The sequence below is a fragment of the Pseudoclavibacter chungangensis genome (genome assembly GCF_013410545.1).
Classification (GTDB): domain Bacteria; phylum Actinomycetota; class Actinomycetes; order Actinomycetales; family Microbacteriaceae; genus Pseudoclavibacter; species Pseudoclavibacter chungangensis.
Map to the genome: position 1 here is coordinate 922,223 of NZ_JACCFV010000001.1, position 22,878 is coordinate 945,100.

At 71.6% G+C, this 22,878-nt stretch carries 25 protein-coding genes; 14 read left to right on the top strand and 11 right to left on the bottom strand.

Translation table 11 applies throughout. The annotated features are described in order from the left end of the window. The first annotated feature begins 90 nt into the window (after nt 1–90). The 3 genes from HNR16_RS04095 to HNR16_RS04105 all read left to right on the top strand — a co-directional run bounded on the left by HNR16_RS04095 (nt 91) and on the right by HNR16_RS04105 (nt 3,062). Nucleotides 91–1,107, top strand: a complete 1,017-nt coding sequence (locus HNR16_RS04095) for a LacI family DNA-binding transcriptional regulator (protein ID WP_158041593.1) — start codon at nt 91–93, stop codon at nt 1,105–1,107. 177 nt (nt 1,108–1,284) lie between these two features. Beyond that, entirely contained in the window at nt 1,285–2,181 is an 897-nt protein-coding gene (locus HNR16_RS04100; protein WP_158041592.1) for a DUF808 domain-containing protein, read from the top strand. A gap of 146 nt (nt 2,182–2,327) precedes the next feature. After that, a complete protein-coding gene (locus HNR16_RS04105; protein WP_158041591.1) occupies nt 2,328–3,062 on the top strand; it encodes a hypothetical protein in 735 nt (244 codons plus the stop codon). A gap of 7 nt (nt 3,063–3,069) precedes the next feature. Here HNR16_RS04105 and HNR16_RS04110 read toward each other — a convergent pair whose 3' ends face one another. Then, nucleotides 3,070–4,245, bottom strand: coding sequence for a glycoside hydrolase family 3 N-terminal domain-containing protein (locus tag HNR16_RS04110; RefSeq protein ID WP_158041590.1), 1,176 nt, complete (start codon nt 4,243–4,245; stop codon nt 3,070–3,072). Nucleotides 4,246–4,308: 63 nt separating this feature from the next. Between HNR16_RS04110 and HNR16_RS04115 the strand changes: the two genes are divergently transcribed. Continuing rightward, complete coding sequence (locus tag HNR16_RS04115; RefSeq protein WP_158041589.1) at nt 4,309–4,959, top strand: NUDIX hydrolase; 651 nt, start codon at nt 4,309–4,311, stop codon at nt 4,957–4,959. A 10-nt stretch (nt 4,960–4,969) separates the two neighbouring features. On the opposite strand, the gene HNR16_RS04120 is transcribed toward HNR16_RS04115, so the two are convergent. Beyond that, nucleotides 4,970–5,875, bottom strand: a complete 906-nt coding sequence (locus HNR16_RS04120; RefSeq protein WP_158041588.1) for a YitT family protein — start codon at nt 5,873–5,875, stop codon at nt 4,970–4,972. A gap of 189 nt (nt 5,876–6,064) precedes the next feature. Between HNR16_RS04120 and HNR16_RS04125 the strand changes: the two genes are divergently transcribed. Together HNR16_RS04125 and HNR16_RS04130 are read left to right on the top strand one after the other, a co-directional pair. Beyond that, entirely contained in the window at nt 6,065–7,273 is a 1,209-nt protein-coding gene (locus HNR16_RS04125) for an ATP-grasp domain-containing protein (RefSeq protein ID WP_158041587.1), read from the top strand. 63 nt (nt 7,274–7,336) lie between these two features. After that, the gene (locus HNR16_RS04130) at nt 7,337–7,870 is read left to right on the top strand and encodes a GNAT family N-acetyltransferase (protein WP_158041586.1); all 534 of its coding nucleotides are present in this window, start codon (nt 7,337–7,339) and stop codon (nt 7,868–7,870) included. Nucleotides 7,871–8,001: 131 nt separating this feature from the next. On the opposite strand, the gene HNR16_RS04135 is transcribed toward HNR16_RS04130, so the two are convergent. The 6 genes from HNR16_RS04135 to HNR16_RS04160 all read right to left on the bottom strand — a co-directional run bounded on the left by HNR16_RS04135 (nt 8,002) and on the right by HNR16_RS04160 (nt 13,085). Beyond that, a complete protein-coding gene (locus HNR16_RS04135) occupies nt 8,002–8,496 on the bottom strand; it encodes a hypothetical protein (RefSeq protein ID WP_158041585.1) in 495 nt (164 codons plus the stop codon). Nucleotides 8,497–8,763: 267 nt separating this feature from the next. Then, entirely contained in the window at nt 8,764–10,029 is a 1,266-nt protein-coding gene (locus HNR16_RS04140; protein ID WP_158041584.1) for an alpha/beta fold hydrolase, read from the bottom strand. A gap of 186 nt (nt 10,030–10,215) precedes the next feature. After that, a complete protein-coding gene (locus tag HNR16_RS04145) occupies nt 10,216–10,527 on the bottom strand; it encodes a hypothetical protein (protein ID WP_158041583.1) in 312 nt (103 codons plus the stop codon). Further along, nucleotides 10,527–11,354 carry an aldo/keto reductase gene (locus HNR16_RS04150; protein ID WP_158041582.1) on the bottom strand — a complete coding sequence of 276 codons (828 nt, stop codon included), beginning with the start codon at nt 11,352–11,354 and terminating at the stop codon, nt 10,527–10,529. The genes HNR16_RS04145 and HNR16_RS04150 overlap by 1 nt, the downstream gene beginning before the upstream one ends. Next, nucleotides 11,351–11,614: a hypothetical protein gene (locus HNR16_RS04155; RefSeq protein ID WP_158041581.1), complete on the bottom strand. Its 264-nt coding sequence runs from the start codon at nt 11,612–11,614 to the stop codon at nt 11,351–11,353. Before HNR16_RS04155 ends, HNR16_RS04150 begins: the two co-directional genes overlap by 4 nt. 493 nt (nt 11,615–12,107) lie before the next feature. Continuing rightward, nucleotides 12,108–13,085, bottom strand: coding sequence for a substrate-binding domain-containing protein (locus HNR16_RS04160; protein WP_192498255.1), 978 nt, complete (start codon nt 13,083–13,085; stop codon nt 12,108–12,110). On the opposite strand from HNR16_RS04160, the gene HNR16_RS17785 reads away from it, so the two are divergent. The 5 genes from HNR16_RS17785 (at nt 13,066) to HNR16_RS04180 (ending at nt 17,719) form a co-directional block, all read left to right on the top strand. Then, nucleotides 13,066–13,239, top strand: a complete 174-nt coding sequence (locus HNR16_RS17785; protein WP_192498254.1) for a hypothetical protein — start codon at nt 13,066–13,068, stop codon at nt 13,237–13,239. The two genes, HNR16_RS04160 and HNR16_RS17785, sit on opposite strands and share 20 nt — an antisense overlap. A gap of 112 nt (nt 13,240–13,351) precedes the next feature. Then, nucleotides 13,352–14,719 carry an MFS transporter gene (locus HNR16_RS04165; RefSeq protein WP_158041579.1) on the top strand — a complete coding sequence of 456 codons (1,368 nt, stop codon included), beginning with the start codon at nt 13,352–13,354 and terminating at the stop codon, nt 14,717–14,719. Further along, nucleotides 14,716–15,840 (top strand): Gfo/Idh/MocA family protein, encoded by a 1,125-nt coding sequence (locus HNR16_RS04170; protein WP_158041578.1) that lies wholly within the window; start codon nt 14,716–14,718, stop codon nt 15,838–15,840. The genes HNR16_RS04165 and HNR16_RS04170 overlap by 4 nt, the downstream gene beginning before the upstream one ends. Next, nucleotides 15,837–16,688 carry a sugar phosphate isomerase/epimerase family protein gene (locus HNR16_RS04175; protein WP_158041577.1) on the top strand — a complete coding sequence of 284 codons (852 nt, stop codon included), beginning with the start codon at nt 15,837–15,839 and terminating at the stop codon, nt 16,686–16,688. The genes HNR16_RS04170 and HNR16_RS04175 overlap by 4 nt, the downstream gene beginning before the upstream one ends. Further along, entirely contained in the window at nt 16,685–17,719 is a 1,035-nt protein-coding gene (locus HNR16_RS04180; RefSeq protein WP_158041576.1) for a DUF993 family protein, read from the top strand. Before HNR16_RS04175 ends, HNR16_RS04180 begins: the two co-directional genes overlap by 4 nt. Here HNR16_RS04180 and HNR16_RS04185 read toward each other — a convergent pair. After that, complete coding sequence (locus HNR16_RS04185; RefSeq protein WP_179558092.1) at nt 17,706–19,058, bottom strand: ISL3 family transposase; 1,353 nt, start codon at nt 19,056–19,058, stop codon at nt 17,706–17,708. The two genes, HNR16_RS04180 and HNR16_RS04185, sit on opposite strands and share 14 nt — an antisense overlap. A 135-nt stretch (nt 19,059–19,193) precedes the next feature. Between HNR16_RS04185 and HNR16_RS04190 the strand changes: the two genes are divergently transcribed. Then, nucleotides 19,194–19,340 (top strand): DUF993 family protein, encoded by a 147-nt coding sequence (locus tag HNR16_RS04190; RefSeq protein ID WP_179558093.1) that lies wholly within the window; start codon nt 19,194–19,196, stop codon nt 19,338–19,340. Here the strand turns inward: HNR16_RS04190 and HNR16_RS04195 are convergent. Continuing rightward, nucleotides 19,310–19,870, bottom strand: a complete 561-nt coding sequence (locus HNR16_RS04195; protein WP_158042019.1) for a GNAT family N-acetyltransferase — start codon at nt 19,868–19,870, stop codon at nt 19,310–19,312. The two genes, HNR16_RS04190 and HNR16_RS04195, sit on opposite strands and share 31 nt — an antisense overlap. Nucleotides 19,871–19,960: 90 nt before the next feature. Between HNR16_RS04195 and HNR16_RS04200 the strand changes: the two genes are divergently transcribed. Beyond that, the gene (locus HNR16_RS04200) at nt 19,961–20,887 is read left to right on the top strand and encodes an SDR family NAD(P)-dependent oxidoreductase (RefSeq protein WP_158042020.1); all 927 of its coding nucleotides are present in this window, start codon (nt 19,961–19,963) and stop codon (nt 20,885–20,887) included. A 135-nt stretch (nt 20,888–21,022) separates the two neighbouring features. Then, the gene (locus HNR16_RS04205; RefSeq protein WP_158042021.1) at nt 21,023–21,925 is read left to right on the top strand and encodes a siderophore-interacting protein; all 903 of its coding nucleotides are present in this window, start codon (nt 21,023–21,025) and stop codon (nt 21,923–21,925) included. 38 nt (nt 21,926–21,963) lie between these two features. On the opposite strand, the gene HNR16_RS04210 is transcribed toward HNR16_RS04205, so the two are convergent. Further along, a complete protein-coding gene (locus HNR16_RS04210) occupies nt 21,964–22,872 on the bottom strand; it encodes a patatin-like phospholipase family protein (RefSeq protein WP_225737989.1) in 909 nt (302 codons plus the stop codon). Between the last annotated feature and the right edge of the window lie 6 nt (nt 22,873–22,878).

A 22,878-nucleotide genomic window follows, 5' to 3' on the forward strand; every position in this document is an offset into this window, starting at 1 on the left:
CGTTGTCGAGTACGCTAAAGCACGATCTCGGGTCTGTCAACGCACGGTTGTCGATCCGTTCCGTCGGATCCGGGAACGAAGGGGAGGGGCATGGCGCAGGAGGGAGCCGACCGGGGGCGCAGGCCAACGCTCGTCGACGTCGCACGACTCGCCGGCGTCTCGACCGCCCTCGCATCGCTCGCACTCCGCGGTGTCGCCGGGCCCAGCGAGCAGAGCCGCGAGCGAGTGCTCCGGGCGGCCGAGGAACTCCGCTACCGCAGCAACGCGGCGGCGAGCCTGCTCGCGCGGCGCCGCTCCGAGCTCGTCGGCGTCACGTGCTATCTCGACCGCGGGTTCGACGCCGACGTCGTCGAGCGGCTCTACGTCGAGGCCGCCGAGCGCGGACTCGACGTCCTCCTGAGCGCGGTCACACCCTCCCGCACGGCCCGACAGGCGATCCGCACCCTCGCCGACAACCGGTGCGAGGCCATCGTGTGCGTCGGCTCCGGTGTCGTCCCCGACGACCTCGCCGACCTCAGCGAGCGCGTACCGATCGTCATCGTCGGTGCCGCGACGACCGCACCGCACGTCGACGTCGTCCGGACGCCCGGTGACGCCGGCACCGCGCTCGCGGTCCGCCACCTCGTCGGGCTCGGGCACACCGACATCGCGCACATCGCGGGCGGGACCGGCATGAGCGCCGACGAACGACGCAGCGGGTACGAGACGGCGATGCGCGAGGCCGGCCTCGCCGATCGCATCCGCGTCGTGGAGGGCGGTCCCGGTGAGGCCGACGGCGTGCGGGCGGCCGAACGGCTGCTGGACGGCGCCCCGCCCACGGCCGTCATCGCGTACAACGACGCCGCGGCGGTGGGCGTCCTCGCCGCCGCCCGCGCCGCGGGGCTGCGCGTCCCGACCGATCTCTCCGTCGTCGGCTACGACGGGAGCCGGATCGCGGCGCTCAGCTACGTCGACCTCACGACGGTCGCCCAGGACATCCCCGGCCTCGCAGCCGAGGCCGTCCGGCTCGCGGATGCGCCACACGCCGACCCGGCGGAGGTGCCGCACGATGTCGTGCTCGCGCCGATCCTCATCGAGCGATCGTCGACGGGCCCCGCACCACGCTGAACGATCGCGCAGGTTCATCCCTCGGGCGGTGCCGCACCGTCGCCCGCGTCTCGTATCATCGCGTGGTCGGTGAAACTCGTCGTCGACGATGCACCCTGGGCGAGGGCCGGTCGGATCCGGCGGCGTCGCCTGCCGCGGCACGCGATGTGCCGCGTCCGATCTCCCGAAGGAGCCCCCGTGTCCGTTGGCCTGCTCGCCGTCGTGGACGACATCCTCACCGCCGCCCTCAAGGCGTCGGCGAAGTCGGCGGGTGTCGTGATCGACGACGCCGCGGTGACGCCCCAGTACGTCCAGGGCATCACGCCGGCCCGCGAACTGCCGGTCGTGTGGCGCATCGCACGCGGCAGCTTCTTCAACAAGTTCGTCATCATCATCCCCATCGCGCTGCTGCTCACGCAGTTCGCCCCCTGGGTGCTGCCGTGGCTCCTGATCGTCGGCGGCGGCTTCCTGTGCTTCGAGGGTGCGGAGAAGGTCACCGAGTGGTTCGGTGCCACGCACGGCCACGACGACGAGGGGCCGCGCGACGAGAAGAAGCTCGTCTCGGGCGCGATCCGCACCGACCTCATCCTCTCGACAGAGATCATGCTCATCTCGCTCTCGAACCTCGACCCGGAACTCTCGTTCTGGATGCGCGTCGGCGCGCTCGTCGTCATCGGCATCATGATGACCGTGCTCGTGTACGGCGCCGTCGCACTGCTCGTGAAGCTCGACGACATCGGACTCCACATGGCGACGAGCTCGCGCCGCAGCCGCCGTCACCTGGGCGTGCGGATCGTGCGTTCGATGCCCGCCGTGTTCCGCGTCATCAGCATCGTGGGCACCGTCGCCATGCTCTGGGTCGGTGGCCACCTCGTGATCGCGAACGTCGGAGAGGTCGGCTGGCACCTGCCGATCGACGCACTGCACGCCGTCGAGCACGCGCTCGAGCCGCTCGGCCCAGTCATCACCTGGATCGGCGACACGATCGTCTCGGCGATCGTCGGGCTCGTCGTCGGACTCGCGATCGTCGGCGTCGTCCTGCTCGTCCGTCGCATCATCGCGCGCGCGAAGGGGACGGCACCGGCCGAACACTGAGCGGCCCGTCCCGCCGGATCGTCGCTGCCCACGGAACTCGGGGCGGGGAGTGGTGCCCGATGCGGCCGGACTGTGCCCCTGCCACACTGGCGGCCGGCGGTCGGATCGATCGCGACCGGACCACGACCCGTCGATGGAGTTCATCGATGTCCCTTTCGTCCTCCAGTTTCGCCCGCGCCACCGGACTCCTCGTCGTCGCGCTCCTCGGCCTCGCCGGGTGCGCAGCGGGCGATGGGGCCGGTACGGACGCGCCGGACGCGCCGGCCGCGTCGACTCCGGTCGGCGGTGACGTCGAGCTGACGTCGGGGCAGATCGCGGATTTCCTCACCCAGATGGTCAGCGAAGGACCGTCGTCCGACGAGATGACCGTCGTCGAATCGTTCGACGGCCTCGAGGAGTTCGGCGTCGCGACGGGCGAGCCGCCGAGCGATCCGACGTGCGCCGATCTGTTCCGCGTCGTCCCCGTTCTCACGGCGGCGTCCCCGCAGTACGCCCTCGCCCACAGTCGCGCCCCGGAGGGGGAAATGATCGGCCGGGTCCTGTTCATCGGTTCTGACGCCTCGGAGGCGGACGCACAGGCGGTCGTCGACGGAATCCGTGACACGCTCTCGAACTGCTCCCCGCAGCGTCACCCGCTCTCGCTCCCCGGCCGGTACGTCGAGTTCGCCGACAAGACGCCCGACGGGATCGACGACTCGGCCGTGTGCTGGACGACCGCGTCGGCAGCCGATTGGGGAGGGACGCCGGACTATCAGTTGGCGGTCGTGGACGGGAACCAGGTGGCGTTCAGTACGCAGTTCACCTTCGCCGACGCTGAGGAGTTCACGCTCGGCGTCGACGGTGCACGGGCCTCCCTCGAACGTCTCCGCGGGGGTGCGTAGGCGTCCGTCAGGCGTCCGCCGCGAGCGCGAGGCGCTGTGCCATCACGATCGTCGCCGCGGCGTCGATCGTCTCGGGGGCGATGCGCCCGTCCGACACGGCGGCCTCGAGCCCGTCGATGAGTTCGCCGGGATCGACGGGCTGCTGCCCGTCGGCGACGTAGAGGAGCATCGTCATGCCCGCGTCGAGCGTGCGGATCGCGTTGTCGAGTCGGTTCGCGTAGGCGGGATCCCCGGAGTTCTCGAGCATGACCATGTCGTCCGAGATCATGATGCCGTCGAAGCCGAGATCGTCACGCAGGATCTCGTGCCATCGCGTCGACATCGTCGCCGGGACGTCGTCGACGGACGAGTAGACGAGATGGCCGAACATGACCATCGGCGCGCCCGCGTCGACGCCGGCCGCGAACGGCAGCGCGTCGGTCGTGCGCCACGTGTCGAGGGACATGTCGGTGTGCGGCACGCTCGAGTGCGAGTCGCCCGGCGCGGCGCCGTGGCCCGGGAAGTGCTTGAGCGTCGAGAGCACGGACGCCGCCGATTCGGCCTCGACGGCCGCCGTGACGTGTGCAGAGGACTCGTCGGGTGTCGTCCCGAGCGAACGGGAGAAGATGAACGACGCGGGGTCCGCGGTCACGTCCGCCACGATCCCGAAGTTCGTGTTCAGTCCGCAACGCACCACGAGGTCCGCGCGCGCGGCGAACGCGTTGCCGACTACCGTCCCGTCGAGTCCGTGCAACTGTTCGCCCGCCGGCCACGAGTCCCCGGGCAGGCGGTTCACGTCGCCCCCCTCCTGGTCGACGGCGAGGAGGAGGGGGAGCGACGGATCCTGCACGGCGCCCGCGAGGGCCGCGACCGCGTCGGGTGAGTCTCCGATGTTGTCGCCCATGAAGATGAGGCCACCGGGTCGGACCTCGTCGACGAACGCGCCGAGCGCCTGCGGGTCCGTCCCGGGCAGGTGGAACACGAGGAGGGAGGCGATGCGATCGCGCACACTCATCGCGGCGACCGCCTCACGGGCCACCTCGAGTGCATCCGGCGTGGGACGCGCTTCGGGTGACGCGATGCCACCGCTTGGTGGCGTCTGCGCGGTACACGCGGGGAGTGCGAGCAGGAACGCGCCGACGAGCACCGACGCGACGAGTCGTCGCCGGCGCCGACCGTGGGGATCTCGGGATGCCGCGAACACCGGACCGAGTGTAGCCGTCGTCCCGTCATCGTCCGGAAACTGCACTGATGGATAATCGCGTCCATGGGCGAGCAATCCGCGGTGTCGGTCGACGTGATCACGCTGCGCATCGGCGAACCCGACCCCGGGCGGATCCACGTCGGCGTCGCACCGCGCCGATGGGAGCCGTTCTTCGGACGGCTCGCACTCCCCGGAGTGCTCCTCCACGCAGGCGAGCGGCTCCAGGACGCGGCGCGGCGCGCGGTCGTGGGGAAGCTCGGTATCTCGGCGAGCGCCGTCGTGGGGACCGGCCAGCTGGCGGTGTTCGACGAACCGACCCGGGACCCGCGCGGCCCGACCATGTCGATCGCGATGTGGGCCGTCGTCGACACGGCCGACGCGGTCGCCACCGGCTTCGACGACGTGCTCTGGCGACCGTGCGGCGAGGCGGGCGACCTCGCCTTCGACCACGGCCGGATCCTCACGGACGGACTCGCGGTCGCCGGTGAACGCCTGCTGTGGCACGACGAACCGTTCACGCGGGCGCTCCTCGGCGCGGAGTTCCCGGCCAGCCGCGCCGTGGCCGCGGCGGAGGCGCTCACGGGCCGACGACCGGAACCGGGTGTGCTGAATCGGACGCTCCGCGCATTGCCGGGGTTGGAGCGGACGGACGACACGATGCGCGTCGGGACGAGGGGGCGCCCCGCCGTCCTGTGGCGCTGGCGCGAGGCCTGAGGTCGGACGCTCAGTGGGCTGAGGCCCGGTCCTCGTAGATCCCGCCGTGCAGCGACGTCACGTCGTTGAAGATGACGGTCGCGTCGGGATCGGTCTTCAGCACGAGCTCGGTGACCTCGGCCTCCTCGAGGCGCGCGACCGTGAACCACAGCTCCATCATCTCGTTCGAGAACCCCTCGCCCTCGGTGAAGACCGTGCGCTTGTCGGCGGAGATGCGGCGCTTGATGGTGGGGGCGATCGCGCTCGCGACCTCGAGCGGCAGGTTCGTCATGACGCGCGCGGTCTTCATCTCGGCGTTGCCGTCCACGACGCGCTTGATCATCGGTGAGACGGCGAGGAAGAAGAGCGCGGCTGACGCCATCGCCGACTCGGCGCCGATGACGGAGGCCGCGACCGTGAAGATGACGACGTTGATGCCGAGGATGATCTGGTCGACGCTGAACGCCGAGCGGTTCGAGATGAGCGAGGCGAGCGCCTCCGTGCCGTCGAGCGCACCACCGCTGCGCAGAGCGATACCGATTCCCACGCCGAGCAGCGCACCGCCGAAGAAGAGCGCGAGGAGGAAGTTCTCGGTCAGCGGGTGCATGTGGTGCAGGAGGATCGTCGCGACCGAGAGCGTCGCGATGCCGATCGCGGTGCGGATCGCGCTGCGGTGACCGACCTTCCACCACACGAGCAGGACGAACGGCAGGTTCAGGACGCCGATGAACACACCGATCGGGAGGTCGACGAACGAGCCGAGAATGATCGCGATGCCGGTGACGCCGCCGTCGAGGAATCCGTTCGGGATGAGGAACGCTTCGAGGCCGAACGCGACGAGCAGGCCACCGACGACGACGTTCGCGATCCGGAATCCCTCCGCGAAGAACGGGTGGGCCGCGTGGACGGTCAGGGCCTTCCGGACGGATCGCTGCATGGCCGCTCCTCTCGACGGGGACGCATGCGGTGCCCCGACACGCGAATCCTATTGGCCGGGCGTCCGCGGCACGATCGGTCGGGCTCCCCGGCACGCCCCTCCGGGTTCCGTGCGATGGCGGGCGACTACGATCGTCGAGTATCGGCGCGGGGCGGTCCGCGCGGAACGTCCGACACGGAAGGCGGCCACATGAGGGTCCTCGTCACGAGCTCGCGCAACCCGTTCGCGCTCGACATCGTCCGCAAGCTCGCGACGACCGGCAGCACGGTCGTCGCGTCCGACACGTTCGACGGTGCGGTCGGGAGCCACTCGAAGTACCTGCTCGCGCACGAGGTCACGGCGTCACCGACGTTCGACACCGATGCGTTCACCGCCGATGTCGTGCGCATCGTCGAGCACTACGAGCTCGACACGATCATCCCGACGTTCGAGGAGGCGTTCTACCTCTCGGCGCGCCGTGCCGATCTGCCGTCGCACGTGCGCCTCTACACGGGGGAGTTCACGCAGCTCGCGCACCTGCACGACAAGAACAGCTTCCAGCGCATCGCGAAGGCCGCCGACGTCCCGGTGCCCGAGACGATCATCGCGACCGACGACGCGTCGCTCCGGGCCGCGACCGAGCGGTACCCGCACTGGTTCGCGCGGGCCGCGTTCTCGCGCGGCGGCGTCGCGCTCCTGACGAACACGGGGCCGATCGCGGCGCAGAGCGACATCGCGGACGTGCACCCGACGAGGGAGCAGCCATGGCTCGTGCAGCCGTTCGTCTCGGGGCCCATGGTGTGCACCTACTCGACCGTCATCGACGGCCGCGTCACCTCGCACGCGACCTATCGCGCGATCGAGCAGTGGGAGAACAGCACGGCGGTGGGGTTCGAGTCGATCGACTCGACGGTCACGTTCGAGTACGTGCAGCGAATCGTCGGGCAGCTCGGGAACTACAGCGGACAACTCTCGTTCGACTTCGTCGACCACGACGGCGGCCTGCTCGGCATCGAGTGCAACCCGCGCACGACGAACGGTGTCACGCTCATGACCGCGGAGCACTTCGCGACGGCGGTCTCGACGCCCGGCTCGGGGCCGTTCGTCGTCGAGCCCGGCGTGCGGACGGAGATCTCGGCCGCCGTCCTCGCCGAGGCGTTCGCGCAGCCGCTGCGTCACATGCCGACCTCGGTGCGCGAACTGCTCACGGTGCCCGACCTCGGCAAGGGCTGGCACGACGGGGGAGCGATGCTGTGGGCGCCCGCGGCGCTCGTCCACGGTCTACGCCTCGGGCGTGGGCAGCACGAGAAGGCCCTCGCCGCGCTCGGCGAGGACATCGTGTGGGACGGCGGCCCGATCGAGGGAACGACGCCCGAGCAGCAGCGCATGCTCGCGGAGCTCCACGCCGAGGGCGAGTAGGGGCGTCGGGTGGCGTCGACGGGTTCCGGCGCACCGCGGACGTCGGATGCGGAGCCTGATCCCGTGATGGAACTCGTTGGTCCGGAGGACCGGGATCGTCTGCCCGCGCAGCTTGCCGTGCGGGACCTCTACGTCGCGGCCGCCGCGCAACCGCCACTGAACGAGCCGGAGGACGTCGGCGTCGCCTTCGCCGGGGTGTACGCTTCGGCCGTCGCGCGTGAACCGGTGTGCGCCGTGGCGGATCATGACGGTCCACGGCTCGCGGCGTTCGCGTGCGGATACCCGTGGCGCTGGGCGGAGCAGCGCTACCCGTGGTCCGACGAACTCGAGCGGCGTCTGGGGCAGCGGGCACACCTGCTCGAGGGCACGCACGCGCTGCTGCTCCTCGCACGCCACCCGTCACTTCAGGGCACCGGGCGGGGCCGGCGCGTCCTCGACGCGTGGCTCGAGCTCATCGGCGGCGGCCCGGCCTGGCTCCAGACCACGGATGTCGCCTCACCGGCCCGACGCCTCTACGAGGCGAGCGGCTTCGAAGCGATCGGGCACGGCCCGAACGCGCCGGACGGCAGGCCGGGCCTCGTCATGTTCCGCGCCTGACGAAGCGGGCCGATGCCACGGTGAGGGGCGCGACGGACTCGTCGTCGGAGCGATCGGGCGCCGTGTCGTCCGCCCGGACGAACCGGCCGGTGACGTGGACGTCGACGGTCGTCGCCGCTCGGGGAAGCGTCTCACATGAGGCCGTCCGCACAATTGCCCCCGGAGCGCTGATCCCAGATCAATGTGAACTCGGGCCCGTTCCCCACGTCGACCTCCCAGTGCGGGAACGTGATGTACTGGTCCATCGCGAGGCCCCACGACGCCTCCGCGCGTGCCGAACGGGGGTCGTCGTCCATCATCGACCAGGCATCGGCGGGGTGCGCCTTTGCCCATTCGTAGACGAGTTGCCCCGTGCCGGACCAGTCGCGGGCGTTCATGCTCGCCGCGATGTCGTCCGGTATCGGCACCTGCTTCGAGCCGCGGTAGTCGGAGGTGCAGGAGTACGTCCGTCCGTCGTCGCCGACGTAGTGCAGGGCGATCGTCACTTCCGCGCGGACGACGGACCACTGATCCAGTGCGGTCACCGCGGCGAGGACGGTGAGGGCGATCACGGTGACCGTGATCGTCCACCGGGCGCGTCGACACGAACGGGTGATGAATGCGGGCACCGGAGCGACATCGGCCACGAGCGGCTCCTTCCCCCGAGCGGGCGCGTGTGGCCCCAGCCCGGCACGCACGCACCCTCAATGCTGCCCGTTCCTGGCCGGACACACCAGGGTGTCCCCCTCGTGTGCCGGGTCGCCGTCACGGTCGCATGTCTCGACGGAGGTGGCACGTTCCGATTCGGGACGTGTGTGTCGGACGGCGCATGCCGCGCGGCCGGTTCGGGCTGAGCGTCGGACGGCACATCCTGCCCGGCCGGTGCGGGGCGTCCTCGGGCCCGAGTGCGGTCCCTACCCGTCGACGCGGGGCTCGGTCCGTCCGCGTGGCGCGCGTCGCAGTCGAGCGACGAGCCGGTCGATCCGCGCAGCGGCGTCAACGATCTCGGGGAGCCGCGCCGAGAGGCCGCGGCGCGGTAGCCGGTCGAGGACGGGCACCTCGTCGTGGAGCGCGCCCCGCTCGCCGTGACGCGTGCGATCCATGACGCGAAGGGCCGCGAGCGGATGCGATTCGAGGGTGCTGTGGCCACCCGCGATCTCGAGCAGGACCGCGTCGGGCAGCAGCCCGGCGACGCGTCGGGCGATGGAGGGCGGTGTGCGGAGATCGTCGTGTCCGGTCATGACGACGACGGGCCACACGAAGCGGGGGAGTTCGGCTTCGAGATCGAACGGTTCGCCGGCGAACTGCTCGTAGTCGGGCGCGAGCGCCGCGTAGGCCTGCGTCGGATCGAACGGCTCGCCGTCGGGGTCCGGCCCGTAGCGCATCTCGCGGAACGCGATCGTGCCGACGAGATCGAACTCGTAGATGCACGGGATCGGCGCGCCGGCGACCGCGCCGCGGCCGGCATACGCGTCGAGTACGCGCCATGCGAGGCCGCGCACGCCCCGGAGTCGGAGGGCCAGGACGTGGTCGAGCAGCCGGTGGCCACCGAGCTCGTAGGCGGCACGGGTGACGCACAGCAGGTCGATGGGGTCCTCACCGTCCGCGAGGAGCCGTCGGATCGCGGCCGCCGGTCGCGCGGTCCCCGGTGACGCTCCGCGAAGCAGCAGGTCTCGAACGAGCTCGCGCTCGACGAGGTGATCCCGCGTCGACAGGATCGGAGAATCGAGGATCATCGCGTGGACGCGCGTCGGGTGGCGGACGCCGAACCCCTGCGCGAGGTAGCTGCCGTACGAGGCGCCGTACACGATCGCCGACTCGACGTCCTCGCGGTCCAGGACGGCGGCGATGTCGTCGAGCACCGCCTCGATGCGCATCGCCGACGCGGGGAGATCCTCGGCCCTCGTGTCCGTCCGCGAGAGGCCGATACCCCGGTGCTCGATCATGATCAGGTCGAGTCCCAGACGGGTCGCACGTCGCCGCAGATCGCGGTAGGGGAGCGTGGAGGCGAGACCCGGACCGCCCGGCACGACGACGATCGGGTGGCGCGAACGCGGGCCCGTCCGGAGGTAGGCGAGATCGAACTCGGGCGCGCCCACGACCGCCGGGCGCCGGACGTGTCGGAGTCCGGACGAGCTTCGCGCGATGCCCCGCAGGACGGCGCCGATCACGGTCCTCATGCGCGCGCCGCCGGGCACGGGGCGATCACGGCCCGGCCCATCGCACCGTCGCCACCGCTCAGGGGGACGACTGCAGTCTCGACATCCACAGGAGCACCGTACGTCCGATCGACGGCACCCTCGCCGGGACGAGCCGAAGACGCGGCATCCGGCACCGTGCCCGTCCGTGCGACGACCGTCGCGCGCTCAGTGGCGGTGAGGCCGGGAGTGCATCGCCCGATCGCGTGCCTCGGCCACGCGCACCCAGAACAGCAGCAGGAACGCGATGGCGATGATGCCGAACGGGAGCGCCGTCGCGAGGTGGCCGCCGGCGAGCCACGTCATGACCCCCGCGACGACGAACACGACACCGAGCAGGAGCAGCACGGTGTTCGCGAGCGGCCCGGCCCCCGCCGGGCGTGCGTCCTCGGTGGGGGCGAGGGTGCTGCCCTCGCCCGGTTGCTCGCCCGTCACCGGGGCGAGTTCGCCGGTGTCCTGCGGCAGACCGGGCGTCGGCATCAGATCACCTCGAGCGGCTGCGCCCGGCGGGGCGGGGGGAACGCCCGATCGATCGCCGCGAGGTCGTCCGCATCGAGCCGGATGTCGAGCGCCGCGGCGTTCGCCTCGACGTGTGCGACGGACGATGCCTTCGGGATCGCGAGCACGTCGCCAGAGCGGATCGTCCACGCGAGCGCGATCTGCGCGACGGTCGCGTCGTGGCGCGCCGCGACGTCCGCGAGCGCCGCGTCGCCGAGCAGGCGCCCCTGCTCGATGGGCGAGTAGGCCATCGCCGGCACGCCGCGCGCTTTCAGGGCCGGGAACAGGTCGAACTCCGGGCCGCGCCGCGACGGGTTGTAGAGCACCTGATCGGTCTGGAGTGCTGCGTCGCGCGGAATCGCGTCGAGCTCGTCGACATCGAAGTTGCTCACGCCCCACGAGCGGACGAGGCCGCGTTCGACGAGCTCCTCGAACGCCTCGATCGTGTCCGAGAGCGGGTGCGAACCGGGCCAGTGCAGGAGGTACAGGTCGATCCGGTCCGTCGCGAGCGCGGCGAGGCTCCGCTCGCACGCCTCGATCGTGCCGCGCCGGGACGCGTTCGACGGGAGCACCTTGTCGACGAGGAACACCTCGTCGCGCCGTCCCGCGATCGCCTCGCCCACGAGTCGTTCCGAACGCCCGCCGCCGTACATCTCGGCCGTGTCGACGACGCGGAGCCCGAGGTCGAGGCCCGCCCGGAGCGTCGCGATCTCCTCGTCGCGGCGTCCGCGGTCGTCACCCATGTTCCAGGTCCCCTGACCGAGGACGGGCACGGAGCGGCCGTCGGGAAAGCTGAGCGTGATGGTCATCGGGGTCCTTCCGTCGGGGATTCGGTGCGCACCTCGTCCGCGTCGTCGGTCGTCCCGCGGCGGCCACCCGACACGAGGAAGACGAGGCCGAGCACCCAGAACGGGAGGGCCGTCGCGGGCGTGTCGTTCGTGAGCCACAGCATGCACGCGGTCGCGAGGAACACGAGACCGACGATGCCGAGCGGCGCGATGGCCCACCAGGGGCGCGTCGAGTCCGAGCCCGTGGGCTCGGCGTCCCCGCTCGCGCATCGCTCCGTCATGGCGGGCAGGGTATGCGGGCAGGCTCCGAGGACGCGCAACGGACGCTCACGGTGTGACCGGCCGCCGCCCCGTCCGATGTCGGTGCGGACACCGGTGCCGGTGCCGGTGCCGGCGCCACGGTCGCGACATGCGTGGACGATCGCGACCGGGTGCGTCGTCACGTGCGCGGCACGGGACGTCGGCGGCGGGCGCGCCCGGTGAGAGCGTGCGGCGTTCGCCGCGGGGGCGCGATCGAGTCGGCCCGGCGGTCCTCGCCGGCGCCTGGCTCGTGCACGACCTGGAGGAGCTCGTCACGGATGCCGATCTCGCTCCTTGCTGCAGCGTTCTCGCACTGGAAAAAGCCGGGTTGTTGCTACCGGGCCCCGGGCCCGGTAGCAACAACCCGGCTTTTTCCGTGATGCTCGCGCCCGCGGCGGCCGCCTGTCACGGGCTCGCGCGACTCGCCCTCGGTCGAGGTGTGCGCGGGGGCTGAGGCGGCTCCCGAACCGGTGGTCAGTCGGTGCGTTCCCGGGTCGTCCGACCGATGCGCAGCGTCGCGACGGGCGCGTCGGGCACCCGATCGGTGTCGTCGGCGACGTACTCGACGGCGAGGCGGCCGAGCTCGCCGAGGGGGAGCTCGACGGCCGTGAGGTCGAAGATGCGCCCGCCCGCGGTACCGCCGATGCTCGCGATCGCGACGTCGCCCGGCACGTCGACGCCGGCGTTCCAGAGCGCCGCGATCGCGCCCACCGCGGTCTCGTCGTTCGTGCAGAGGAACGCGTCGGGTGTCGTCGCACCGGCGAGGATCGTGGCCACGACGTCCCGTCCCGCCGTCTGGTTCATCCCGTCCAGGCCGACGACATGCGGCTTGAGGCCGCGCTCGTACATCGTCGAGCGATAGCCAGAGATCCGCTCGTCCGCGGCGGCGAGTCCCGGGATGCCGCCGACGAACACGATGTCGCGCGCGCCGGTCCCGATGAGGTGCGCCGTGAGGTGCGCTGACGTCGCGGTGTTGTCGACCACGATCTGTGCGCTCGTGAAGCCCCGCGGGGCGAGGCTCACGACGCGCGTCCCCTCGCGGATCGCGCGGTTCACCTCGCGCGCGAGGGCGGCCGTGCCGGGCGCTCCGTCGATGTCACTGCCGCAGAAGACGATGCCGGCGGCACCGTGCTGACGGAGTGCGCGGAACCGCGTGAGCTCCTGCTCGGGGTCGCGGTTGCCGTTCGCGCTGACCGTCACGAAGCCGGCCGCGGCCGACGCGATCTCGATGCCGCGCGTGAGTTCGCCGAAGTACGGGTCGAGGATGTCGCTCACGATGACGCCGATGAGGTCGCTCCGGCCCTGCTTGAGCGCCCGCGCCGTCGCGCTCGGACGGTAGCCGAGCTGCTCGGCGGCGGCCGTGACCGCGGCACGCACCTCGGGCGAGACGGGGTGACTCGCATCGGCGCCGTTGAGCACGCGTGAGGCGGTCGTGACCGAGACCCCGGCCACGTCGGCAACATCCCGCAGTCTCGCCATGCTCGGCCTCGAGCTGCTCCCCGTCGAGCTCCTCCACGGCTTCGCGAACGTGCCCGAACGACTCGGCCGCATCGCGGCGGGCGACCACGGTCGCGGCAAGACCGTCGTCGTCCCCGCGACGGCCTGAAACCGCCGGGTCCCCGACGCTCCGACGCCCCGACTCCTCCGACGACCCCGAAACCCCAGCGGGCGGATCGACACCGCCCCGATCGACGAACCCTCCAACGAAGGAGACCCCCATGTCCCGGGACACCAGCGCGAAGCGCGATCCCAAGAACTCTCCCGCTCGCGCGGCCGTCGCCAGCATGGTCGGCGGCGCGCTCGAGTACGACGACAACTACATCTACGCCCTCGCGGCGGCTCTCGTGTTCGGCCACGTCTTCTTCCCGCCCGAGGCGGGTGGCGCGGCGACGCTCGCCTCGCTCGCGACGTTCGCCGTCTCGTACGTCGCGCGTCCGCTCGGCGCGATCCTGCTCGGCCACATGGGCGACCGCATCGGGCGCAAGACGGTGCTCGTCGTCATCCTCGTGCTCATGGGCACGTGCACGTTCGTCGTCGGCCTCCTGCCCGGCTACGCCCAGATCGGGCTCTGGGCGCCCGTCCTGCTCGTGATCCTGCGCATCCTGCAGGGCATCTCGGTCGGCGGCGAGACGGCCGCGGCGACGGTCCTCACGATCGAGGTCGCGCCCGAGGGACGCCGCGCCTTCTTCACGAGCTGGGCGCCGAACGGCATCGTCGCCGGCTTCGTGCTCGCGACGCTCGTGTTCATCCCCATCTCGGCCATGCCGAGCGAGGACCTCTACGCGTGGGGCTGGCGAATCCCCTTCCTCCTGAGCGTGATCGTCACGATCGCCGGGTTCGTGATCCGCGCGAAGCTCGACGAACCCGAGGCGTTCGCCGAGGCGAAGGACGATGACGCGCTCGTCAAGGTCCCCGTCCTCGAGGTCTTCCGCTCGCACTGGGCCGCGATCATCCGCGTCGTGTTCTGCTCGCTCGCCTTCGCGATCGACACGGTCATCAAGGTCTACGCGCTCACGTTCGCGACGACGCAGTACGGCATCCCCGACAGCACGATGCTCGGCGTGCTCATCGTGAGCCACATCGGTGCGCTCGTGACACAACCGCTCATCGCGAAGATCGCCGACCGCGTCGGCCGCAAGCCCGTGTTCGTCATCGGCAACGTCGGTTGCGCGGCCATGATCTTCGCCTACTTCCTCGCGATCGAGTCGCAGAACATCCCGCTGCTGTACCTCGCGGGATTCGTCTCGGTGGCGTGCGCCTACGCCGCGATCAACGCGACCTTCCCGTCGTTCTTCGCCGAGATGTTCAACCTCAAGGTGCGCCAGACGGGCATGGCCCTCGGCCAGCAGATCGGCCTCATCGCCGCCGGATTCGCGCCGAGCGTCTACCTCGCGCTCTCGGCGAACGACCCCGCGAACTGGATGCCCGTCGCGATCATCTCCGCACTCATCGCCGTCGTCGCCGCGATCGCGGCACTCACGGCCCCCGAGACCGCGCGCACACCGCTCGACGAACTCGGCGCTCCCATCACCCGCAGCCACACGCTCGCCGCCCGCGAGCCCGCACGTACAGGAGCCACCTCATGACCGCACCCCGTCGCATCGGCATCGTCGGATGCGGCAACATCGCCGACAACCACGTCGCCGCCTACCGTTCCATCGACGGGGTCGAGGTCGTCGCCGTGTGCGACGTCGACGTCGAACGCGCCCGCGACTTCGCGGTCGAGCGGGGCATCGCACACGCGACGGGCTCCGTGACCGATCTCGTCGCGCTCGGCCTCGACGCGCTGAGCGTCTGCACGCCGCACCCGACCCACGAGGCGGTCGTCGTCGAGGCGGCCTCGGCCGGGGTCCACGTGCTGTGCGAGAAGCCCATTGCGACGAGCGCCGCGGCGGCGCGACGCATGATCGACGCCGCCGAGTCGAACGGCGTCACCCTCGCGGTCGTCTTCCAGCGCCGTTTCTGGCCCGGCTCGCGTCGCGTCCGCGCCGCGATCGAGGACGGGACCCTCGGCACACCCATGCTCGGCGACTGCCGCGTGCTGCTGCATCGCGGCCGCGACTACTACGACTCCGCGCCCTGGCGCGGCACGTGGGCCGCGGACGGCGGCGGCGTGCTCATGACGCAGGCGATCCACTACATCGACCTGCTGCAGTGGTTCCTCGGCGAGCCCGTCGAGGTCTACGGCAGCGCGGGCGCGTTCGTCCTGTCCGACGCGATCGAGGTCGAGGACACGGCCGCCGCGGTCATCACGTTCGCCTCGGGCGCCGTCGCCACGCTGTCCGCGACCGTCGCCGCGAGCCCCAACCTGGGAAGCGAGATCACGGTCACGGGGACGTCCGGCGCGACCGTCTCGATCGGCGAGTACCCCGAGGGCTCCGATGCCGACATCGAGCTCTGGGCCGTGCCGGGCGAGGAGCGGGCACACTCCGAGCTCGCGTCCGGCGGCTTCCGCCCCGACAAGTCGGTCGCCGAGGTCAACGCGTCCCTCGGCCACCTCCACCGCATGCAGATCGAGGACTTCGTCGCCGCGCTGCGCGAGGGCCGCGAACCCGCGGTCACGGGCGCGCAGGCCCTGCGCTCGCTGCAGATCGTCGAGGCCGTGTACGAGTCGGCCCGTACGGGGGCACCCGTGCCGATCGAGACCCGTGACCCCGTCACCGCCGTGCTCCCGCACCTCGGGACGGTCGTGGAGGCGAACGCATGAGCATCGAACTGAGCCTCAACCAGGCGACGGCGAGGCCCTACCCGCTCACGGACACCGCCGAGGCGGCGGCCGCCGCCGGGATCCGCCACATCGGGCTCTGGATCGAACCCGTCGAGGAGCTCGGGCTCGAGCGCACCGCCCGCCTCCTCGCCGACACGGGCCTGTCGGTCAGCTCGGTGTGCCGCGCCGGATTCGTCGCCGACAAGCGCGGCGCCGAACTCGTCCGGGCGCTCGACGACACCCGACGGGCACTCGACCTGTGCGCCGCCGTCGGGGCGCCGGCACTCACGTTCATCGCGGGTGCGACACCCGCGGACGACCGTGACGTGCGCGCCGCCGAGGGGCGCGTGCGCGATGCGCTCGAGCAGCTCGCCCCGCACGCCGCCGAGACGGGCGTGCGGCTCGCGCTCGAACCCATCCACCCGCTGTTCGTGACGAGCCGCAGCGCGGTCACGACCGTCCGCCAGGGGCTCCGCGTCATCGAGGGGCTGCCGAGCGAGGTCGCCGGACTCGTCGTCGACGCCTACGCCGTGTTCTGGGACCCCGAGCTGCACGAGTCACTCCACGAGGCGGGCGACCGGATCGCGGCCTATCAGGTCGACGACTTCGCGCTGCCACTCGCGCTGCCCGAGAACATGAACAGCAGGCTGCTGCCCGGCGAGGGCGAGATCGACCTGCCCGCGATCACCGCGAGCGTCCGGGGTGCAGGATTCCGCGGCCCCATCGAAGTGGAGATCTTCCAGGAAGCACTGTGGCGCGAGCCGCTCGAGACGATCGTGGCGCGAACCGTCGCGTCGTTCGAGCGCGCGATCGCGGCACCCGTCACGGAACGCGAGGGACACGCATGAGCACGCCGACCATCGAGCTGCCCGACGACGACGGCACGCTCCGCACCCTTCGACTGCGCGAACCGGCGGTCCTCGAGACCCCCTCGGCCCCGCCGCGCTCGCGTGCGGTCTACGCCGCCGGCCACGTCGTCGCCGACCCGCTCCGCGCGAGCGCCGCGGACCCGACGACGGTCGACTGGGACGCGACGCTCGCGGTGCGACACCGGCTCTGGGACCTCGGGCTCGGGATCGCCGAGAGCATGGACACGGCCCAGCGCGGCATGGGCATCGACCCCGCGACGGCGCTCGAGCTCGGCAGACGCACGGTCGCGGAGGCGCGCACGCGTGGTGCCGAGGTCGTCGTCGGCATCGTCACCGACGAACTCGACCCCGACGAGCGGGACCTCCGCGCCATCACCGACGCGTACCTGTCGCAGCTCGACGACATCGAGTCCGCGGGTGGCAGGGTCGTCATGATGGCGAGTCGGCAGCTCGCGCGCGCGGCGCGAGGGCCCGACGACTACGTCCGCGTCTACAGGGAGGTGCTGCGCGCGGCCCGTCGCCCGGTCGTGTTGCACTGGCTCGGCGACATGTTCGACCCGGCGCTGCACGGTTACTGGGGGAATGCGTCGATCGCCGAGGCCGTCCCGACCGTCCTGTCGATCATCGAGGAGCACGCGGCCGCCGTCGACGGCATCAAGATGTCGCTCCTCGACGAGGCCCACGAGGTCGCGTTCCGACGCCTGCTCCCGGACGGCGTGCGGCTCTACACGGGCGACGACTTCAACTACGTCGAGCTCATCGCGGGTGACGGCGAGCGGCACAGCGACGCGCTCCTCGGCGCGTTCTCCGCCGTGCCCCGATTCGCGTCGGCCGCGTTCGCGGCGCTCGACGCGGGCGACACGGATCGCTTCCGAGAGATCCTCGCGCCGACGCAACTGCTCAGCAGGCTCGTGTTCGAGGCGCCGACCCGGTTCTACAAGGTCGGCGTCGTGTGGCTCGCCTACCTCACGGGGTGGCAATCGGGCTCTGCGCATTCTAGGTGGGGGTGAGGGGGTCAAGTCCGCCGGCGATCAGGAGCATGCGGAGCCGGTAGTTGTCGTAGTTGGTGAAGCCGCGGGCGATCCGGCGGGCGAGTTCGATGAGCCCATTCACGGCCTCGGTGCCGCCGTTGGATGAGCGTCCTGTCGCCCAGTAGGCCAGGAACGCGGCTCGCCACTGGGTGAGGGTGCGGCCGAGGCGGGCGATTTCGGGGATCGGGCAGGACGGGAACGATTCGAGAACCTTCTCGGCGATCTTGTGCCCTTCGACCAGGTTGGGGTGCCGGTAGGCGTCGCGGAGCTGCTGGGCGGCGTGCCAGGCGACTTCAACTTCAACGTGCTCCTCCCTCGTCGCGAACGCCGCGTCGAGCCGGGACCGCTGCCTGTCGGTGAGGCGCTCCCGTCCGGCGCGGAGGATGTTGCGGATCCCGTAGAGCGGATCTCCCTTGCAGCCGCGATGGCCGAGGGTGTCTTGCTGGACGCGGCGACGGACGTCATCAACCGCGGCGGTGCCGAGCTTGACGACGTGGAACGCGTCCAGCACCGCGGTCGCGTCGTCGAGTTCGTCGTCGAGGGCCTTCTTGTAGCCGGCGAACGGGTCAAGAGCTGCGATCTTCACCCCGGCACGGAACTGTTCGTCCCGCTCCTTGATCCAGTCTGCGTACGCCTTCGAGGATCGACCTGGCACCAGGTCCAGCAGTCGCGCCCGCACGCGTCCCGTGGCGTCTCGGGTCAGGTCGACCATCCCGGTCAGCTCCTTCGGACCGCGCCCGCCGTCGGCGACGGGCTTCGTGGACACGTGATGCCACAGGTGCTCGTCCACGCCGAGCACTTCTACGCCATCGAACCGGCCAGGGTCCTGCTCGCGGCGCTGCAACTCGGCCTCCACGTGCGTCCAGACCGTGCGCCACGCGACGCGCAGCTGCCGAGCGACACCGCGCACTGACGCGTTCTCGCGGCGCATCTGCGCCACCGCCCACGCCACCGCGCGAGCCGTCAGCGCTTTGTTGGCCGCCGCGACGGTCGGGTTCTGCTCCGTGAATGAGCGCACCCCGCACCCGTCCTGGCGACACCGCCAGCGGCGCTTGCGCCACCGGACCCGAACCGGAGTCCCGCCCATCGGGGCGTCCGTCAGAACGAGCACCTTCCGTCCCGCCGACTCCGCGACCACTCCGCACTCAGGGCAGCCGACCGGACCCGGCGGCGACTCGGCATCGATCACGAGCACGCCATCGCCGCGACGCTCGACCCCGGCCACCCGGAGCCCGTCGAGTCCGACGAGCAGGTCGCAGCGATCACAGTAGACAGCAGAACATGGGCGCGCGGCGGCGCAGCGCGTAGCATCAGGCACGGGTCGAGGTCTCCGGACGAACAGGTTGCTTGGTCGCTACCGATCCTCCGGGCCTCGACCCACCTCACCCCGTCACGCCACGCCCGAGCGCCTCACCCCACCCAGAATGCGCAGAGCCGGCAATCGCACCCGCGCATGATCGCGGGGTTCGAGACGGGACGCAGCGTGCGCCACCTCGCGCGCGTGTTCGAGGAGGCCGACCGCATCGGCCTGTTCGAGGACCCGGAACTCGCGGCGGCACGGGCAACGGCCTACTTCCGTGGACAGGGCATCGGCTCCTGACCGTCCGTCACCCGTCCGGCCTCGCAGACACCGTCAGGCGTCGGCGAGGCCGGACGCGTGCCGGGGAGCGGCCGCACGAGCACGAGCGTGGGGCCGGGCCAGTCGAGTCCCGTGTGCTCCTCGAGCGGCGTGAAACCGACCGCGCGGTAGAACGCGCGGGTGCGGGCATACGCGTCGTCGGCGTGGGAGGGGCCCACGGTGTGCACGGTGAGGAACCGGCAATCGTCCTCGACCAGCCGGGCGACGACGCGGTCGACGAGGGCCCGACCGATGCCGCGACCGTGGTCGCCGGGGCACACCGCGAGCAGGTGGAGACCGGCGCTCTCGGGGAAGTGGCGGCGCACGAGCGCGACGCCGACCGTCCGGCCGTCACGTCGGGCGAGCACGCACTGCAGCGCCGGGTCGTCCGCATCGGCCACGTAGGTGTCGAGCGCGGCCGGATCCCCGAACCACGCCGGGAGCGATTCGAGGACATCGCGCACGCCCGACGCGTCGCGGACGTCGTCGAGCATCGCGGCGGGAACGGTCACGCCCCATGCTCGCACGCCGATCGGTGCGTGCGACGCCGCACCCGGTGCACACCCAGACGGCCCGCTCGCCGGAGGACTAGCCTCCTCGCCATGTCGACGCACGCACCGGTCCGAACCATCCCCGACCAGACAGGCCGGACGTGGCTCGTCACGGGCGCGACGAACGGCATCGGCCGCGAGGTGGCCCGTTCGGCCGCGGCGGCGGGCGCACGGATCATCGTGCCGGGCCGCGCACCCGAGCGGGTCTCCGCGCTCGCGGACGAGCTGCGCGCGCTCGGCGGCGACCCCGTGACGGGGGCCCTCGACCTGGCGGATCTCGCATCGGTGCGACGCTTCGCCGCGAGTGTCGACGAGCCCGTCGACGTGCTCGTCGACAACGCGGGGGCCGCGTCGCCGCGGCGACGCGAGACCGCGGACGGGTTCGAGCTCGTCCTCGGGACCAACTTCCTCGGCCCGTTCGCGCTCACCAATCTGCTCGCGGATCGCGTGCGGGAGCGCATCGTGATCGTCGGATCGGACGCGCACCGCGGGGCTCGCATCGACGGTGCCGATCCGCACTTCCGGCACCGTCGGTGGACGTTCCCCGCGGCGTACGGCCAATCGAAGCTCGCCGACATGCTCTGGGCGCGGGCACTTCAGTCGCGGCTCGACGCGCGCGCGTCGGGCGTTCGCGTCGAACTCGCGCACCCCGGCTGGGCGCTCACGAACATCCAGAACGTGACCGGTGCGGCAGCCCTCGATCGTGTCGTCACGGCTGTGACGGCGCTCGTCGCCCAATCCGCCCACGCGGGTGCATGGCCCGTGCTGCAGGCCGCCGTGAGCGACCTCCCGCCCCTCACGTACCTCGGCCCGGACGGTGCCGGGCACCTTCGTGGCCGACCCTCGTCGCAGGAGACGAGTGCGCTCGCGCGCGACGACGACGCGGCCGAGGCCGTGTGGGCACTCGGCGTGCGCGAGACCGGCACCGATCTGCGGCCACGTGCGTCAGAGCCGACGGATGGACGCGCCGCCGGGTAGGAAGTTAGGCTGACCTCACTCCGGCCGTCGGATTCGGCCGGTTCCGGCCCACGCGCGGCGAAGCCGTCCGAGCGGCCGCGCGCACGCCACGGTCCGCACACGACGGGACCACGCCACGACAGGAGCGACTCGAGCATGCCCGCAACCTTCCGGTTCTTCCACGTCCGCGTCGCGGCGATCCAGGACCTGACGCCCGGATTCCGCCGATTCACGTTCACCGGCGACGACCTCGACGCGTTCGCCGACCCGGGGTGGGACCAGCGCATCAAGCTCGTGCTGCCTGCGCGGGACGGCGGGTTCGACCATCTCCCCACCGGCGACGACTGGTACGCGCGCTGGCGCGAGCTCGACGACGCGAAGCGGCCGATCATCCGCACCTACACGACCCGCGCCGTGCGCCCCGAGCGCATGGAGGTCGACGTCGATGCCGTCGTGCACGAGGTGCACGGCCCCGCGGCGAGGTTCGTCGTCGAGGCGCGCGTCGGCGACGAGGTCGTGCTGCTCGGCCCGAATGCCGCGTCCGAGGAGGAGCCCGGTGGCGTCGACTTCGTCCCGCCGAACGTCACCGAACGGTACTTCCTCGCCGGTGACGAGACCGCGGCTCCCGCGATCGCCGTCATCCTCGAACAGCTCCCCGCCGAGGCGAGGGGCATCGCCGTCGTCGAGGTCCCGAGCGACGACGACACGGCGTACCTGCCGACGCACCCCGGCATCGAGGTCCGCGCCGTCGGCCGAGGCGGTGCGCCGCACGGCGAGCGCCTCGTCGAGGCCGCACGAACCGCGGTCGCCGAGCTCGCCCCGATCGGCGAGCCCCAGGAGGTCGAGGAGATCGACGTCGACGAGCAACTGCTGTGGGAGGTGCCCCGGCACGCGAAGGGCGGGGCCGCGCTCAAGCGCACGTCGCTCTACGCCTGGCTCGCGAGCGAGGCCGCGGCCGTCAAGACGCTCCGTCGTCACCTCGTGTCGGAGCGCGGCATCGACCGCCGCTCGGTCGCCTTCATGGGGTACTGGCGCCTCGGCAAGGCCGAGGGCCTCTGAGCCGACGGCTCGTCGCCCCGGCCCGCACGCTCCGGCCGTCAGAGGCCGAGGAACTCGCGGATCGCGGGCATCTCGCGCCGGGCCTGCGCGAGTCCGAGCTCGTGGCTACGCCGGAGCTTCGTGACGCTGCGCTCGCCGTTGTCGACCGGCATCGAGTCGGGCACGAAGAGGTAGGCCCGCCCCTCACGCTCCAGCCGGAACAGCTCCTCGCGCGTCTCGTTGTACCGGTGCGGACGCTTGCGCAGTGCGTCGACGACGGCGGGCCAACGCCGGAAGTGGCGACGGTAGAACCCGTCGAGCCGGCTCGGCCCCTTCCGATAGCCGCGCGGCCGCGTGAGCACGACGAGGAAGCGCTCGAAGCCGTCCGCGCGCGCGATGTCGAGGGGGATCCCGCCCGAACGCCCGAGCGCGCCGTCGACGTAGACCTCGCCGTCGATCGTGACGGGCGGCATGACGACGGGCATCGTGGACGAGGCGCGGACGCGCACCATGAGGTCGTGCATCTCGCGCACGTCGTCGCGCCCCCACCACACGTTGCGCCCGGTCGAGCACTGGAACGCGCCGACCCGGAATCGGGCCGGATTGGCGCGGAACGTCGCGAAGTCGAACGGCAGGGCCTGATCGGGCAGCCCCGTCTCCTCGTAGATGTAGCGCGCGTTGAACATGCCCTCGCCGCGCACGAACGTGCGCAGGTCGCCGAACCTCGGATCGGCGGCGAACTCGACGAACGAGCGCCTCGCCCGCGCAGGGTCCCGCGAGAGATAGTTGGCCGTATTGCTCGAACCCGCCGAGATCCCCGCGACGTAGTCGGCGTGCACACCGGCCTCGAGCAGCGCCACGACCATCGCCGAGGTGTAGCTCGCGCGCATGCCACCGCCCTCGAACACGAGCGCCGTGTCGAAGACGTTGCTCGTGAGCGGGCCTGGAGTCGTCGAAGCGTCCGTCACGCCCCG